Genomic DNA, 15,733 nt, shown 5'->3' with positions numbered 1-15,733 from the left:
CACCCTCCACGCCGCCGCCACTGGCTGACCGCTCCCAAGCCCCCACGACGCGCGCCCACCCCCAACCCACCCGCGCGTCTACGCAAGCAGCGCCCCACGCCCACGCAAGCAGCGCCCCACGCCCACGCACGCAGCGCCCCACCCCAACGTGCGCAGAGCAGCGCGCCCAGGTGCGCAGAGCAGCGCGCCCAGGTGCGCAGAGCAGCGCGCCCAGGTGCGCAGAGCAGCGCGCCCAGGTGCGCAGAGCAGCGCGTCTTGGTACGCAGAGCAAAGGCACCGCGACAGGTCTACGACCAGCGTCGCGCGGATGCCGAGCCCGCCGGGAACGGTGGCAAGGACGGACACGACAGCGCAGCTGGACACGGCGGGTCGGCGCGGAGGCCGGGGCACCGCGAAGAGCCCGCCACCGCGAAGAACGCGGCACAAATAAGAGCACGCCACCACCAAGAGCGGGTCGCCACGAAGAGCGGGTCGCCGCGAAGGGTTCGGCACCACTAAGAGCGGGGCGCCGCGAAGCGCCCGGCATCGCGGGGACGGGGTCGCGGGGGAAGCGGGGTGGGCGGATACGGTGGGCGGGTGCGGGTGGTGAGTGAGCTGATCCTGGTTCGGCATGGGCAGAGCCTGTCGAACGTGGCCGTGCCGGCGGCGGACGCGCTGGGGCTGCTGGAAGCGGAGGTGGGCGGCCGCGACGCGGATGTGCCGCTCACCGAGTACGGCGAGGCCCAGGCGGCCGCGGTCGGTGGGTGGCTGGCCGCGCTGCCGCCCGAGCAGGTGCCCCAGGTGGTCATCACCTCGCCCTACCTGCGGGCCCGCGAGACGTGGCGGATCGCGGCCGAGGCGTCCGGCCTGGCCCTGCCGGTCCCGAAGACGGACGACCGGCTCGTCGACCGCCTCATGGGCGACCTCGAGCTGCTGACCCGGGCCGCGATCGCCCAGCGTTTCCCCGGCGAGGCAGCCCGCCGGGCTGAGGCCGGCAGTTACCGCTACAGCCCGCCGGGCGGCGAGTCCTTCGCCGATGTCGAGGCGCGTCTGGCGTCCTTCCTCGGTGACCTCAGCGAGGAGCACGCCGGCGAGCGGGTCGCTGTGGTCGCGCACGACGCCGTGGTGCTGATGATGCGCGCCGTCATCGAGGGGCTCGCCTGGGACGACGTGCTCGCCATGGAACGCGCCGAGGGCACGGTCCGCAACGCCTCCATCTCCCAGTTCCTGGCGCGCGACGGCCACCTGCGCCTGGTCCGTTACAACGCGGTCGACCACCTCCCCAGCGTCTGACGACCCGGCCCGATCACTCGGTGTCGGACCAGGTGCGCAGCTCGGTGAAGACGGCGGCATCCCCGTCGACGCGGACGGCGTCGGCGGGGATGCGTTTGTAGAGAGCCAGGACAAGGTCGCTCGCGGTGCCGTGCACGGTGGTCACCGGCTCGCCGCTCGCGGCCGGATCGAGCTGGACGCCGGCCGGGGACAGGTCGACCACCCAGCTCGGGCCCTCGATCGCGGTGAAGGCGACCCGCGCCGGGCGGTGCGGCCACTTGCCGAGGCTCGCCATCGCCACGCTCAGAAACTCGGCCACACCGTCCACGGCGACGGCGGCGGGCAGCGGTTCCGGCTTTCCGGCGGCTTCCTGAGCGTCGTACGCATGGACGGCGGCCTCCTGCACCTGATGGCGCGCGATCGCCCCGGCCGTCATGGGGGCGCCGGAGGCGGCCCACCACGTCCAGGCGGGGCTCTCGGGGCCGGCCGCGCGCAACGCGTCGAGCAGGAGCGCCGTCGACTCGGCCGACCACTCGAGCAGGTCGCCTTCGGGATCGGTGACGCCGCGCTGCTCGGTCGTCGGCGGCGCCGACGTGTCGGCCAGGCGCGTCACGACGGCCCAGAACCGCTGCACCTGACCTAGGTGATAGATCAGGTCGTCGAGAGTCCAGTCGGGGCAGCCGGGCACGGCAACCTCGAGCGACGATGCGGCCGCGGCGGCCGAGCGCAGCGCCGCGGACCGGTCGTCGACAAGGGTCAGCAGCTCATCGAAGGTCATGCCCCGGTTCTATCACCGGGGTACGACAGAAATGGCTCAGACGTTGAAGCCCAGCGCCCGCAGCTGCTCGCGCCCGTCCTCGGTGATCTTGTCGGGGCCCCACGGCGGCAGCCACACCCAGTTGATCCGGAAGTCGCTGACCAGCCCTCCGCCCGGCCCGGTGGTGAGCGCGGCCCGGGTCTGCTCCTCGATCACGTCGGTCAGGGGGCAGGCCGCCGAGGTCAGCGTCATGTCCAGCGTGACCACGTTCTCGTCGTCGACGAACGTGCCGTAGACGAGGCCGAGGTCGACCACATTGATCCCGAGCTCGGGGTCGACGACGTCCTTCATCGCCTCCTCGATGTCCCCGACCGAGGCCTTGGCAACGGGCGCGGCGGCGGCATTGAGGTCGACGGAAGGGGCCTCGGACGCGGTGCCGGCGGCGGCGCGCTCCTCAGCGAGCCACGCAGGAGTCTGCTCGGTAACAGAATTGTCGGTCATGCCTTCACCTCCGGGCTCACGCCCACATCGACCCCGGCCCGCGCCGCGGCATCCTTGAACGCCATCCACGGCAGCAGCGCGCACTTGACCCGAGCCGGGAACTTGGCCACCCCCGCGAACGCCACCGCGTCCCCGAGCACCTCTTCGTCCGGCTCGACCTGCCCGCGCCCCTGCATCAGCTCGACGAAGGCCTCGTGAATCGGCGCGATCTCGGCCGCCGAGTGCCCCACCAGCAGTTCATGCAGCACCGACGCGGAGGCCTGCGAAATCGAGCAACCCAGCCCGTCGTACGAAATATCGGAGAAATCGGAAGCGACCCGCACGGTGATCTCGTCGCCGCAGGTCGGGTTCACGTGATGAGCCTCCCCGTCGAAGGGATCACGCAGCCCACGGCCGTGCGGATGCTTGTAGTGATCGAGGATGATCTCCTGGTACAACGCGTCGAGCATCATCAGCCGAACACCTTTCGCACCTGGTCCAGCCCCCGCGCCAGCGCATCGATCTCATCGGTCGTCGTGTACAGGTAGAACGACGCTCGCGTCATCGCCGGCACCCCGAACCGGGCGCAGGTCGGCTTCGCACAATGATGCCCGACCCGCACCTCGACACCGATCGCGTCCAGGATCTGCCCGACGTCGTGCGGGTGCACCCCGTCCACGGCGAAGCTGAGAGTGCCGCCTCGCCCTTCGGGCGTCGCCGGCCCGAAAATGCGCACTCCAGGCACATCGCTCAAGGTCTTCAGCGCGTACGCGGTGATGTCCTGCTCGTGTTGATGGATGGCCTCCATGCCGAGCGCGCTCAGGTAGTCGACGGCGGCGCCGAGCCCGATGGCCTCGGCGATCGGCGGCGTGCCCGCCTCGAACCGGGCCGGCGGGGCCGCGTAGGTCGTCCGCGCCATCGTCACGGTCTCGATCATCGAACCGCCACCGAGGAACGGTGGCATCTTGGCGAGCAACTCGAACCGGCCCCACAGCACGCCGATGCCGGTCGGCCCGAGCATCTTGTGCCCGGTGAACGCGATGAAGTCGACCCCGAGCCCGCGCACGTCGACCGGCAGGTGCGGCACCGACTGCGAGCAGTCCAGAGCCACCAGCGCGCCGACCTCACGGGCCCGCGCGACGATCTGCGACACGTCGTTGATCGTGCCGAGCGTGTTGGACATGTGCACGACCGACACCAGCTTGGTGCGCTCGTTGACCAACTCGGCGAGGTGAGCGAGATCCAGCCGGCCGTCGTCGGTGATGCCGAACCAACGCAGCGTGGCGCCGGTGCGCTCGCAGAGCAGCTGCCACGGGACGATGTTGGAGTGATGCTCCATCTCGGAGATCACGATCTCGTCGCCGGGCTTGAGCGCCAGCATCTGCCCCGCCGAGTGCGCGATCAGGTTGAGCGCCTCGGTCGAGTTCTTCACGAAGACGATCTCGTCGGGGGTGCCGGCGTTGATGAACGCCGCGATCTTGGCGCGGGCCTCCTCGTACGCCGTCGTGGCCTCGGTGCCGAGCGTGTGCACCGAGCGGGACACGTTGCCGTTGTGCCGCTCGTTGTGCTCACGCATGGCCTCGAGCACCTGGCGGGGCTTCTGCGAGGTGTTCGCGCTGTCCAGATAGACCAGCGGGTGGCCGTTGACCTCCCGCTCGAGGATCGGGAAGTCGGCTCGCACCCGGGCCACGTCGAACGTCATTGTTCCCAACCCCCGTCAGGCCCGGGCGGCCACGTAGCGCTCGTAACCCCCGGCTTCCAGCTCCTCGGCCAGCTCCGGGCCACCCTCCTGCACGATCCGGCCGGCCACGAAGACGTGCACGAAGTCCGGCTTGATGTAGCGCAGGATCCGGGTGTAGTGGGTGATCAGCAGCAGGCCGGTCTCGCCGGTCTCGCGCACCCGGTTGACGCCCTCGCTGACGATGCGCAGCGCGTCGATGTCGAGGCCGGAGTCGGTCTCGTCGAGGATCGCCATCTTCGGCTTGAGCAGCTCGAGCTGCATGATCTCGTGCCGCTTCTTCTCACCGCCGGAGAAGCCCTCGTTGACGTTGCGCTGCGCGAACGCCGGGTCCATGTGCAGCTTCTCCATGGCCGAGCGCAGGTCGCCGGCCCAGGTGCGCAGCTTGGGCGCCTCGCCGTCGATCGCGGTCTTCGCCGTACGCAGGAAGTTCGCCACCGAGACGCCGGGAACCTCGACCGGGTACTGCATGGCCAGGAACAGGCCCGCGCGCGCCCGCTCGTCCACCGTCATGGCCAGCACGTCGTCGCCGTCCAGCGTCACCGAGCCGCCGGTGATCTGGTATTTCGGGTGACCGGCGATCGAGTACGCCAGCGTCGACTTGCCCGACCCGTTCGGACCCATGATCGCGTGGGTCTCGCCCGACTTCACGGTGAGGTCGACTCCCGCCAGGATCGGCTTCAGGTCGCCCTCGGGCAGCTTCACCGACACCTGCAGGTCGTGGATCTCCAGGGTGCTCACGGGTTAACTCCATTGCTCGGTGTATTCGAAACGTAGATGTCGCCGTCGCGGATCTCGACGGGGAAGATCGCCACCGGCTCGGTGGCGGGCAGGCCGGTGGGCTCACCGGTACGCAGGTCGAAGCGGGAGCCGTGCAGCCAGCACTCGAGCGTGCAGCCGTCGATCTCACCCTCGGAGAGGGGCACCGCGGCGTGACTGCACTCATCGCGTACGGCATAGAAGTTGTCGTCGTCCGCATGCACGACCGCGACGTCGATGCCGTTGATCTCCGTCGTGAGAGCGGTGCCCTTGGCGAGGTCGTCGGCCGGTCCGACGTACTCGAAAGTCATGCCCCCGCCAGTCGTGCTTCGATCGCGTCCCCCAGCCGCTCGCGGAGCGAGTCCACCGGGATCTTGTTGATCAGCTCGACGAAGAAGCCGCGGACGACCAGCTTGCGCGCCTCCTCCTCGGGGATGCCGCGAGCCATCAGGTAGAACAGCTGCTCGTCGTCGAAGCGGCCGGTCGCGCTCGCGTGCCCGGCGCCGACGATCTCGCCGGTCTCGATCTCCAGGTTCGGCACGGAGTGGGCGATCGCGCCGTCGGTGAGGATCAGGTTGCGATTGATCTCGTACGTGTCGGTGCCGGTGGCCGTGGCGCGGATCAGCACGTCACCGACCCAGACGGTCTTCGCCGAGGAGCCCTGCAGCGCCCCGCGGTAGCCCACGTAGCTGCGGCAGTCGGGCACGGAGTGGTCGACCAGCTGGCGGTGCTCGAAGTGCTGTCCGGCGTCCGCGAAGTAGAGGCCCCACAACTCGGCGTCGCCGCCGCGGCCGGCGTACTCCACGCTGGTGTACTGGCGTACCAGGTCGCCGCCGAGCGCCACCTGCACGTGCTGCACGCGGGCGTCCTTGCCGACCCGGAACTTCACGTGCTGCGCCTGCACCGCGCCGGCGTCCCACTCGGCCAGGGTGACGAACGTCAGCTGTGCGGAGTCGCCGATGACGACCTCGATGTTGTCGGCGAGCACCGCCGTACCCGTCTGCTCCAGAACAACGGTGACCTTGGCGAACGCACCCACCGCGACCCTGGTCCTGGCCGCGGCGGCGTCGCCGCCCTTGCCCACCACGCGCACGACGATCGCCTCGTCGGTCGACGTCTCCGGCGCCACCTCGATCAGCGTGACGCCGTCGGCGGAGCCGTAGGCCAGCGCGGAGATCCGGTCGAACGGCGTGAGCACCGCATCGGCCTGCTCGACGTGCTTGACCGCGACGCCGACCGGCAGCTCACCGTGCTCGACGACCGGCGCGACCCCGGTCAGCGTCGTGGCGGTGGCCAGCTCGCCGAGTCGCTTGAGCGGGGTGAAACGCCACTCCTCCTCCAGCCCCTTGAGGGCCGGGAAGTCGGCAACGTCGAACGACCGCAGCACCTGCGACTTGGTGCGGGGCGGGGCAAAAGTTTCCGTGGTCATGGTTTAACCGACAGCGCCTTCCATCTGGAGCTCGATAAGACGGTTCAGTTCGAGGGCGTACTCCATCGGCAGTTCCTTGGCGATCGGCTCGATGAAGCCGCGCACGATCATCGCCATCGCCTCGTCCTCGGTCAGGCCCCGGCTCATCAGGTAGAAGAGCTGGTCCTCGCTGACCTTGGAGACGGTCGCCTCGTGCCCCATCGACACGTCGTCCTCGCGGATGTCGACGTAAGGGTAGGTGTCCGAGCGGGAGATCGTGTCGACCAGGAGTGCGTCGCACTTGACCGTGCTCCTCGAGTGCGAGGAGCCCTCCATGACCTGCACGAGGCCGCGGTACGACGTACGGCCGCCGCCCCGGGCGATCGACTTCGAGATGATCGTCGAGGACGTGTACGGCGCGAGGTGCACCATCTTGGCGCCGGCGTCCTGGTGCTGGCCCTCGCCGGCCATCGCGACGCTGAGCACCTCGCCCTTGGCGTGCGGGCCGGTCATGTAGACGGCCGGGTACTTCATCGTGACCTTGGAGCCGATGTTGCCGTCGATCCACTCCATGGTCGCGCCCTCCTCGCAGGTGGCGCGCTTGGTGACCAGGTTGTAGACGTTGTTCGACCAGTTCTGGATGGTCGTGTACCGGCAGCGGGCGTTCTTCTTCACGATGATCTCGACGACTGCGGAGTGCAGCGAGTCCGAAGAGTAGATCGGCGCCGTGCAGCCCTCGACGTAGTGCACGTAGGCGCCCTCGTCCACGATGATCAGGGTCCGCTCGAACTGGCCCATGTTCTCCGTGTTGATCCGGAAGTACGCCTGCAGCGGGATCTCCACGTGCACGCCCTTCGGCACGTAGATGAACGACCCGCCGGACCACACGCTCGTGTTCAGCGCGGCGAACTTGTTGTCGCCGACCGGGATCACGGTGCCGAAGTACTCCTTGAAGATGTCCTCGTGCTGCTTCAGAGCGGTGTCGGTGTCGAGGAAGATGACACCCTGCTCCTCGAGGTCCTCACGGATCTTGTGGTAGACCACCTCGGACTCGTACTGAGCCGCGACGCCGGAGACGAGGCGCTGCTTCTCGGCCTCGGGGATGCCCAGCTTGTCGTACGTCGACTTGATGTCATCGGGCAGGTCGTCCCAGGACGCCGCCTGCTTCTCGGTCGAGCGCACGAAGTACTTGATGTTCTGGAAGTCGATCCCGGTGAGGTCGGCGCCCCACGACGGCATCGGCTTGCGGTCGAACAGCCGCAGGCCCTTGAGCCGGAGGTTGAGCATCCACTCGGGTTCGCTCTTCAGCGCGGAGATGTTGCGCACCACAGCCTCGGACAGCCCGCGCTGCGCGGTGGAGCCCGCGACGTCGGCGTCGGCCCAGCCGTACTCGTACTTGCCCAGGGCGGCGAGATGCTCTTCCTGAGTGACGATTTGGTCGGTCATGTATCTGTCCTAACCGTGGGTACGTCGTTTACACGCGCCGGGCCCGGGATGTGCGTCGTGCACACTCCGTCACCGTGCGCGATGGTGGCTAGACGCTGCACGTGGGTGCCGATGAGCCGCGAGATGACCGCGGTCTCGGCGTCGCACAGCTGGGGAAACTCGGCAGCCACGTGGGCCACCGGACAGTGGTGCTGGCACAGCTGCCCGCCGGTCGCGATCGTGGTCGCGTTCGCAGCGTAGCCCTCGGCGGTCAGCGCCTCGGCGAGCGCCTCCGCCCTCTTGATCGGATCGTCGCCGGCCTCGCAGATCGCCTGGCGGCAACGCTCCTCGAGCGCCGCGACCTGAGCGGCCGCGAACTCGCTGACCGCCTCCGGCCCGCCACGCTCGGCGATCCACCGCAGGGCGGCGGTGGCGATTCCGTCGTAGAAGTGCGGAAATGCCTCACGCCCGGCCGCGGTGAGCACGAATGCCTTGGCCGGCCGTCCACGCCCCCGGCGCCCCTGGTGACGGACCTCGCGGGTCTCGACCAGCTGCTCGGCGAGCATCGCGTCGAGGTGCTTGCGGATCGCGGCCGGGCTGAGCCCCAGCTGCGCCCCGAGCTCGGCCGCGGTGGCCGCGCCACGCTCGAGCAACAATTGAGCGACGCGATCACGGGTGCGCCCGTCCGACGCGCTGGCAGAAGCCACCGCACCGGTCTGGATCAGCACCTCTGTTTTCACTACGCCAACGTTACGTATTTCCGGCGAAGCCTGCAAACCGGCTCTCCGGTGATCCAGGCCACCGTGCTTCCGGAGCCGCCGAAAAGCCGTCGGACCCCCTGCGTACGATCGCAGAGGTGAAGCTCCCCGCCCTGCGCCCGATGGCCCTGGCGTCCCTGATCGCGAACATCGCGCTGGTCGTCACCGGTGCGGCCGTTCGTCTCACCGATTCCGGGCTCGGCTGCCCTACCTGGCCCAAATGTACCGGTGCGTCCTACACGACGACGTCAGCGATGGGCGTGCACGGCGTCATCGAGTTCGGCAACCGCCTGCTGGGCGTGGTCCTGTTCGTCGTGGCCCTGGCCTGCTTCATCTCCGCCTGGCGGCAGCGCCCCCGCCGGCCCCGCCAGGTGCGCCTCAGCCTCCTGGTCCTGCTGGGCATCCCCGGCCAGGGCGTGGTCGGCGGCATCACGGTCCTGACCGACCTGAACCCGTGGGTGGTCGGCCTCCACTTCCTGCTCTCCATGGCCTTGATCGCCGCCGCGTACGCCCTCTGGCACTCCACCACCGAGGGCGACGCCGAGCCGATCTACGTGGTCCCGCGCCCCCTGCGCCACCTGACCGCCGCCACCGCCCTCGCCAGCTCCGCCGTGATCGTCCTGGGCGTGGTCGTGACCGGCAGCGGCCCCCACTCCGGCGACAACGGCGCCAAGCGCAACGGCCTGGACCCGGCCGCCATCGCCCAGGCCCACGCCGACCTGGTCTTCCTGCTACTAGGGCTGACCCTGGGCCTGTGGCTGGCCTTCCGCGCGGTCAACGCCCCCGTTCCCGCCCGAGCAGCCCTGACGCTCCTTGTCATCGAGCTCTCCCAGGGCCTGATCGGCTTCGTTCAGTACTTCACTCATCTGCCGGTGGCGCTGGTGGCGGCCCACATGCTCGGTGCCAGCCTGGTCTGGACCGGTACGGTCGCCGTCCTCCTGGCCATCCGGACCCGGGCCGCCCTCACCGCCGTCTCCCCCTCCCCGGAGCAGGCCGTCTCCACACCGGCCAACACCCCGGTTTCTCTCTAGATCTTCCGCACAGCGGCTGGCGTCCGGCCGCCGTCCCATCTGCTGAACCGCCGTTCCGCGCCGGTCGCGCACTGGCGGGTGGCTGGGCCGGGCGCGCCATGGCCGGGCCACTGCCTGGTTGCGCGGGTGCGACCCGCCCGGGTGGGTGAATGGTTGGGCCGGGCGCGCCATGGCCGGGTCGCTGCCTGGTTGCGCGGGTGCGACCCGCCCGGGTGGGTGGATGGTTGGGCTGGGCGTGCCATGGCTCGGGCCGCTGGGTGGTTGCGCGGGTGCGACCCGCCCGGGTGGGTGGATGGTTGGGCCGGGCGCGTCATGGCCAGGGCCGCTGGGTGGTTGCGCGGGTGCGACCCGCCCGGGTGGGTGGATGGTTGGGCTGGGGGCGTGCCATGGCCCGGGCCGCTGGGTGGTTGCACTGGGTGCGGCCGCTCGCGGACGGCGTTGCGGCAGCTGCGCCGTATTCAGCATTGTCCTGCGACGGGCGACGGGCGACGGGCGACGGGCGACGGGCGACGGGCGACGGGCGACGGGCGACGGCGACGGGCAGCGGGCGGCGGGCGGGGGGTGTTCTCCACCCGCACCCAGCCGGACCGGAGCAGGGAGCGCCGCTGCCGCGCGTCTGGCCGGATCGGTGCGGCGGCGGCTTGCTCGGCCGGCTGGGTGGGGTGGGTCCAGCGGCACCGTCCGGTAGGCGCACGTGGACGGTGACGGTGGACTGCGGCGGCCGCCTAGGGAGACAGTCGGCGGCTGCTGCGCGCGCATTCAGGTGGTCTTGAGGCTCACCTCCGTTCTGGAGGCCCGCCGTGGCGCCGGAGAGGGAGCGCCACGGCGGGCTGCCGGTGGGTTGGCGGGCTCGGGCGCGGCCGGGGTCCCCTTTGGTGCCGCCGCTCCGGCTGACGACCCCTCGGGCGGGAGCCGGCGGAATGGGGACCCCGGCCGCGGTGGGACCGGGCTGAGACTGCGACCGGACGGGAACCGGTCGCCGGCGGGCTCAGCCCGGGAGCCGGCCTGCGGTCGGGGATCGGCCGCCGGTCAGGCTCAGGAACCGAAGGAACCGAAGGAACCGAAGGAACCGAAGGAACCGAAGGAACCGAAGGAACCGAAGGGGCCGAGGGGGCCGAGGGGGCCTGGCGGTCGTGCTGCGGTTGCGCATGGGAAGCAGCGTGGCCGGTCGGGGCGATCAACGATGGACGAATCCGTGGCCTGTGGACGACACGCCGTGTTGTCCACAGGGGCGCTGCCGAAAAGCCCAGGTCAGCGCGTTTCGTAAGTGGCGCGAGGGCACGCCTCACGCGAGAGACGCGCTGCGGCCGCGAGGGCGCGGGCGGGTCGCGCTTGGACGGCCGGGGAGGTCATCTTCCGGCGTGAGCGGCCTGTATCTCGTACGGGCAAAGGGGTTTTTAAAGGCGGGAGATGATCGCGTCGGCCAAGCGGGCGGCCGACAGCGGGGCCGTGCGGAAGAACAGCGACGGCTCGGTGAGCTCGAGTTCGAGCAGCATGGGGGCGCCGTCGGGGCCGGGGATCAGATCCACCCGGGCGTAGAGGAGGCCGTCGACGCCGCCGGGGATCGCGGAGAGCACCTGCTCGGCGGTGGTCAGCTCGGCGGGTGACGGGTCGCGCGCGTCGATCTGCTCGCTGCCGGGGTCGATCTTGCCCTCGTCGGGGCCGGTGAGCATGGGGCCCTTGCGGGCGGCATGACTGAAGGTGAGGCGGCCGGTGGCGTCGGGGAAGAAGAGCAGGGCCGTCTCGCCGGCGGTGTCGACGGCCTTGAGGTACGGCTGGACCATCGCGGTGCGGCCGGCCTCGGTCAGGCGGGTGACGTGCGCGGCGGCCTTCGAACGGTGCCCGGGCAGGGTGTAGCGGCCGGTGTCCTGGCTGCCGGCGCTGATGGTGGGCTTGACCACCCACTCGCCCTCGAACGGCGGTGTCCACGTCTCGCCGGGCGCCACATAGGTCGTGGGGGTGATCGGCACGCCGGCCGCGGCGAGATCGCTCAGATAGCGCTTGTCGGTGTTCCACACCAGGACGTCGGCCGGGTTGAGCAGGCGCGGCACGCTTCGGGCCCAGGCCAGGAAGGCGTCGCGGCGCGGGACGTAGTCCCACGGGGAGCGCAGGATCGACAGGCCGTAAGCATCCCAGTCCGCGGACGGGTCGTCCCAGCTGACGGCATCGACCGCGACGCCGCGCGACCGCAGCTCGTCGCGAAGGGGGAAGTCGTCGTCCCAGAGGGACGGAAAGAGATCACAGGTAACGAGGGCGACCCGGGCCTGGGCCCGGGTCGCGTCGATGGTGGACTCGGACAAAATCAGCGGGCCATGGCCCGGCGCGACATGGAGCGCCAGAGGTCATTGCTGGGTCGCATCTGCTCCAGGAGCTCGCGCTCCCACTCGTTCTCCACTTCGACGCCGGCGCTCTCACACGCCTGGCGCGCGACGTCGGTGTCGTCGGCGAACTGGTCGGACCACTCGCCGTCCTGGCCGACGAGGACAATGCGGGCACCACGCTTGCCGACGTACTCGATGACCGCCTTCGCGCCGCCGTGGCCGGCAGCGAAAAGCTTGATCCCCGCGGTCAGTGTCGTATCGGAACCTTGAGCCATGACCGGCAGCCTAAGCAGATCCGACCCCGGAGCAAGCATCAACAGTGCCATTTTGTGATGCCTATTACCTGCGGGTATGCGATTTCGCGGCATTGGTATGGACCAATTGTGCCCGAAATGCCCGCATCAACAAGTTTCCATCTTCGGGGTGATCACCCGTAACCCGAGAGCCGGACATTTACGCTCAAACGAGGGCGTCGACCGCCACCGCGATGAAGAGGATGGTGAGGTACGTGATGCTCCAGTGGAACAGGCGCATCGGCTTGGCCGGCTCCCCCTTGCGGGTGCGCTGGACCAGCAGAAACGCCTCGCCGAGGAACAAAGCACCCGTGATGATCGCGGTAATGCCGTAGATCGGGCCGAGCCCGAGCGGCCAGGCGGCCAGCGAGGCCACCACGGTGAGCACCGTGTAGAGCGCGATCTCGCCGTTCACCCGGGCCGCGGAGCGCACCACCGGGAGCATCGGGACGCCGGCCCGCGCGTAGTCGTCCTTGTACTTGATGGCGAGCGCGTAGAAGTGCGGCATCTGCCAAAAGAAAACAACCGCGAAAAGCGCCCATCCGAGTGGCGACACCGAGCCGGTCACCGCGGCCCATCCGATGATCACCGGAGCCGCGCCGCAGACGCCGCCCCAGAACGTGTTGGCCGGGGTCCGGCGCTTGAGCCACAGCGTGTAGACCACGTCGTAGTAGAAGATCGCGCCCGCGGTCAGCGCCGTGGCCAGCCAGTTGGTGAAGACGGCCATCAGCGCGACGGAGATCACGGCGAGGGTCAGGCCGAAGATCAGCACGGCCCGCGGGGTCACGCTGTGCGCCGGCAGCGGGCGCCGCTTGGTGCGCCGCATGAGCTCGTCGATGTCGCGGTCGATGTAGCAGTTGAGCGCGCTGGCCGCGCCGCCGGCGAGACCGCCGCCGACCAGGACCACGGCGAGAGTGCGCAGGTCGGGCCAGCCGCCGGAGGCGAGCATCAGGGTCGGAACCGCGGTCACCAGGAGCAGCTCGACGATCTGCGGCTTGGTCAGCGCCAGGTAGGCGCGGAACACGGCAATCAGATCGCGGCGCGTTTCGGCGGCGACCGGCCGGTCAGCGCGCGAAGGGACGCCCGGCGCCCGTCCGGGGACGGGACGCTCGGTGATCATGCTCACGGACAGCCACCTTCCGGCATCGGCACCTAGCCACATCACGACCGTTACCGGCGCCAGCCGGCGGCACGCTCGGACAGCCTACGCGCAGCCGAATGCGCTGCTCCCGCGACCCGGGGCGGGTGCAGGCCGTCACACACGTGGCGTGTCCGCTCTCAGCGTATGGGCCTCGGGCGTTCCCGGGGCACGGGTTTAGGGCAAGTGGATAGGGTCAACCTCAAAAGGGTTCCTAATCCATGCCCCGAGGAGCACAACCGACGTGGCTGCCACAGATCCTGCTCTCAATTGGTCCGACCTCGACCGCAAAGCGGTGGACACCGTCCGGGTGCTGGCCATGGACGCCGTCGAGAAGGCCGGCAACGGCCACCCCGGAACGGCCATGAGCCTCGCGCCGGCCGCCTATCTGCTGTTCAACCGCGTCATGCGGCACGACCCGACCGACCCGAACTGGCCGGGCCGCGACCGGTTCGTGCTCTCCGCGGGCCACTCCAGCCTCACCCTCTACATTCAGCTCTTCCTCAGTGGTTACAGCCTGAAGCTGGACGACCTGGCCTCGCTGCGGCAGTGGGACTCGCTGACCCCGGGTCACCCGGAGTACGGCCACACTCCGGGCGTCGAGGTCACCACCGGCCCGCTGGGCCAGGGCATCGGCAACGCGATCGGCATGGCCATGGCCACCCGGCGCGAGCGCGGCCTGTTCGACCAGTCGGCCGACGCGGGCACGTCGCCGTTCGACCACAACATCTACGCGATCTGTTCGGACGGTGACATCGAGGAGGGCGTCAGCCACGAGTCGAGCGCGATCGCCGCGGTGCAGAAACTCGGCAACCTCACGCTGATCTACGACGACAACGAGATCTCCATCGAGGACGACACCCGCATCGCCAAGAGCGAGGATGTCGGCGCCCGCTACGAGGCGTACGGCTGGCACGTGCAGACGGTCTCGTGGCGCAAGGGCGACCCGGCCAAGGGCGATTACCACGAGGACGTCGAGACGCTCTGGGACGCGATCCAGGCCGCGAAGGCGGTGACCGACAAGCCGTCGTTCATCGTGCTCAAGACGATCATCGGCTGGCCCGCGCCGAACAAGCAGAACACCGGCAAGATCCACGGCTCGGCACTGGGCGCCGACGAGGTCAAGGCGACCAAGGAGATCCTCGGCTTCGACCCGAACGAGTCGTTCGCCGTCGACCCGGCCGTGCTCGAGCACGCGCGCAAGGCCGCCGAGCGGGGCCGCGCCGCCCACGCCGAGTGGCAGAAGTCGTTCGACGCCTGGGCCGCGGGCAACGCCGACGGCAAGGCGCTGTTCGACCGCGTCACCGCCCGCAAGCTGCCGGACGGCTGGGAGAAGTCGCTCCCCGAGTTCCCGGCCGACGCCAAGGGCATCGCCACCCGCGCCGCGTCGCAGCAGATCCTCAACGCCCTCGCGCCGGTGCTGCCGGAGCTGTGGGGCGGTTCGGCCGACCTCGCCGAGAGCAACAACACGACGATGAAGGGCGAGCCGTCCTTCATCCCGGCCGAGTACGCCACCAAGGAGTTCCCCGGCAACGAGTACGGCCGCACGCTGCACTTCGGCATCCGCGAGCACGGCATGGGCTCGATCCTCAACGGCATCACCGTGCACGGCGCCACCCGGCCGTACGGCGGCACCTTCCTGGTCTTCAGCGACTACATGCGCGGCGCCGTCCGGCTCTCCGCGCTGATGAAGCTGCCGGTGATCTACGTGTGGACGCACGACTCCATCGGCCTGGGCGAGGACGGCCCGACGCACCAGCCGATCGAGACCCTCTCCGCGCTGCGCGCCATCGTCGGCCTCAACGTGGTCCGCCCGGCGGACGCCAACGAGACCGCGTGGGCCTGGCGCGGCGCCCTCGAGCACACCGACGCCCCGACCGCGCTGGCGCTGACCCGGCAGGCACTCCCGACGATCGACCGTTCGAAGTACGCGTCGGCCGAGGGCGTCCTCAAGGGCGGCTACGTGCTGTCCGACGCCTCCAACGGCGAGCCGAAGGTGATCCTCATCGGCACCGGCTCCGAGGTGCAGTACTGCCTGACCGCCCAGGAGCGGCTCGAGGCGGAGGGAACGCCGACCCGGGTCGTGTCGATGCCGTGCCAGGAATGGTTCTACGCGCAGTCGACCGCGTACCAGCAGGAAGTGATCCCGCGAGGGGTCAAGGCACGTGTAACGGTCGAGGCTGGCATCCGGATGAGCTGGGACCGCATTCTTGGAGAAGCGGGCGAGCCGGTCAGCATCGAGCACTACGGTGCCAGCGCACCGGCCAAGATCCTCTTTGAGCAGTTCGGATTCACCGCGGACAACGTGGTGGCAAAGGCCAACGCCGCCCTGGCCAAGGTCGGCGAGATCACCGGTCACACGACCGGAAATTGA

The 15,733-nt window shown here is 69.8% G+C and carries 15 protein-coding genes; 3 read left to right on the top strand and 12 right to left on the bottom strand.

What is annotated here, in order from left to right:
- Positions 1-576: 576 nt before the first annotated feature.
- The gene (locus tag A3CQ_RS0124060; RefSeq protein WP_020513517.1) at positions 577-1,272 is read left to right on the top strand and encodes a histidine phosphatase family protein; all 696 of its coding nucleotides are present in this window, start codon (positions 577-579) and stop codon (positions 1,270-1,272) included.
- Between the two features lie 13 nt (positions 1,273-1,285).
- On the opposite strand, the gene A3CQ_RS0124055 is transcribed toward A3CQ_RS0124060, so the two are convergent.
- The 9 genes from A3CQ_RS0124055 to A3CQ_RS0124015 are packed head-to-tail and all read right to left on the bottom strand — an operon-like array spanning position 1,286 to position 8,558.
- A complete protein-coding gene (locus A3CQ_RS0124055; RefSeq protein ID WP_020513516.1) occupies positions 1,286-2,029 on the bottom strand; it encodes a maleylpyruvate isomerase family mycothiol-dependent enzyme in 744 nt (247 codons plus the stop codon).
- Between the two features lie 36 nt (positions 2,030-2,065).
- Positions 2,066-2,509: a metal-sulfur cluster assembly factor gene (locus A3CQ_RS0124050; RefSeq protein WP_020513515.1), complete on the bottom strand. Its 444-nt coding sequence runs from the start codon at positions 2,507-2,509 to the stop codon at positions 2,066-2,068.
- Positions 2,506-2,961, bottom strand: a complete 456-nt coding sequence (gene sufU, locus A3CQ_RS0124045; RefSeq protein ID WP_020513514.1) for a Fe-S cluster assembly sulfur transfer protein SufU — start codon at positions 2,959-2,961, stop codon at positions 2,506-2,508. The genes A3CQ_RS0124050 and sufU overlap by 4 nt, the downstream gene beginning before the upstream one ends.
- Positions 2,961-4,190: a cysteine desulfurase gene (locus A3CQ_RS0124040; protein ID WP_020513513.1), complete on the bottom strand. Its 1,230-nt coding sequence runs from the start codon at positions 4,188-4,190 to the stop codon at positions 2,961-2,963. Before A3CQ_RS0124040 ends, sufU begins: the two co-directional genes overlap by 1 nt.
- A gap of 15 nt (positions 4,191-4,205) precedes the next feature.
- Complete coding sequence (gene sufC / locus A3CQ_RS0124035; RefSeq protein WP_020513512.1) at positions 4,206-4,967, bottom strand: Fe-S cluster assembly ATPase SufC; 762 nt, start codon at positions 4,965-4,967, stop codon at positions 4,206-4,208.
- Positions 4,964-5,296, bottom strand: coding sequence for a non-heme iron oxygenase ferredoxin subunit (locus tag A3CQ_RS0124030; protein WP_020513511.1), 333 nt, complete (start codon positions 5,294-5,296; stop codon positions 4,964-4,966). Before A3CQ_RS0124030 ends, sufC begins: the two co-directional genes overlap by 4 nt.
- Positions 5,293-6,414, bottom strand: a complete 1,122-nt coding sequence (gene sufD / locus A3CQ_RS0124025; protein WP_020513510.1) for a Fe-S cluster assembly protein SufD — start codon at positions 6,412-6,414, stop codon at positions 5,293-5,295. Before sufD ends, A3CQ_RS0124030 begins: the two co-directional genes overlap by 4 nt.
- Before the next feature lie 3 nt (positions 6,415-6,417).
- A complete protein-coding gene (gene sufB, locus A3CQ_RS0124020; RefSeq protein WP_020513509.1) occupies positions 6,418-7,839 on the bottom strand; it encodes a Fe-S cluster assembly protein SufB in 1,422 nt (473 codons plus the stop codon).
- Entirely contained in the window at positions 7,836-8,558 is a 723-nt protein-coding gene (locus tag A3CQ_RS0124015) for a helix-turn-helix transcriptional regulator (protein ID WP_051115331.1), read from the bottom strand. The genes sufB and A3CQ_RS0124015 overlap by 4 nt, the downstream gene beginning before the upstream one ends.
- Before the next feature lie 140 nt (positions 8,559-8,698).
- Here A3CQ_RS0124015 and A3CQ_RS0124010 point away from each other — a divergent pair, with 140 nt between their 5' ends.
- Positions 8,699-9,607: a COX15/CtaA family protein gene (locus A3CQ_RS0124010; RefSeq protein WP_020513507.1), complete on the top strand. Its 909-nt coding sequence runs from the start codon at positions 8,699-8,701 to the stop codon at positions 9,605-9,607.
- A gap of 1,397 nt (positions 9,608-11,004) precedes the next feature.
- On the opposite strand, the gene A3CQ_RS0124005 is transcribed toward A3CQ_RS0124010, so the two are convergent.
- The 3 genes from A3CQ_RS0124005 to A3CQ_RS0123995 all read right to left on the bottom strand — a co-directional run bounded on the left by A3CQ_RS0124005 (position 11,005) and on the right by A3CQ_RS0123995 (position 13,347).
- Positions 11,005-11,907, bottom strand: coding sequence for an ATP-grasp domain-containing protein (locus tag A3CQ_RS0124005; protein ID WP_020513506.1), 903 nt, complete (start codon positions 11,905-11,907; stop codon positions 11,005-11,007).
- Between the two features lie 2 nt (positions 11,908-11,909).
- Positions 11,910-12,203: a hypothetical protein gene (locus A3CQ_RS0124000; protein WP_026206124.1), complete on the bottom strand. Its 294-nt coding sequence runs from the start codon at positions 12,201-12,203 to the stop codon at positions 11,910-11,912.
- 184 nt (positions 12,204-12,387) lie between these two features.
- Complete coding sequence (locus tag A3CQ_RS0123995; protein ID WP_026206123.1) at positions 12,388-13,347, bottom strand: heme o synthase; 960 nt, start codon at positions 13,345-13,347, stop codon at positions 12,388-12,390.
- A 331-nt stretch (positions 13,348-13,678) separates the two neighbouring features.
- Here A3CQ_RS0123995 and tkt point away from each other — a divergent pair, with 331 nt between their 5' ends.
- Positions 13,679-15,733 (top strand): transketolase, encoded by a 2,055-nt coding sequence (gene tkt, locus A3CQ_RS0123990; protein WP_245577315.1) that lies wholly within the window; start codon positions 13,679-13,681, stop codon positions 15,731-15,733.

The organism is Paractinoplanes globisporus DSM 43857 (genome assembly GCF_000379645.1).
GTDB lineage: Bacteria > Actinomycetota > Actinomycetes > Mycobacteriales > Micromonosporaceae > Actinoplanes > Actinoplanes globisporus.
The sequence above is the reverse complement of the archived record's forward strand: the minus strand, read 5'-3'. Positions and strand labels throughout refer to the sequence as shown.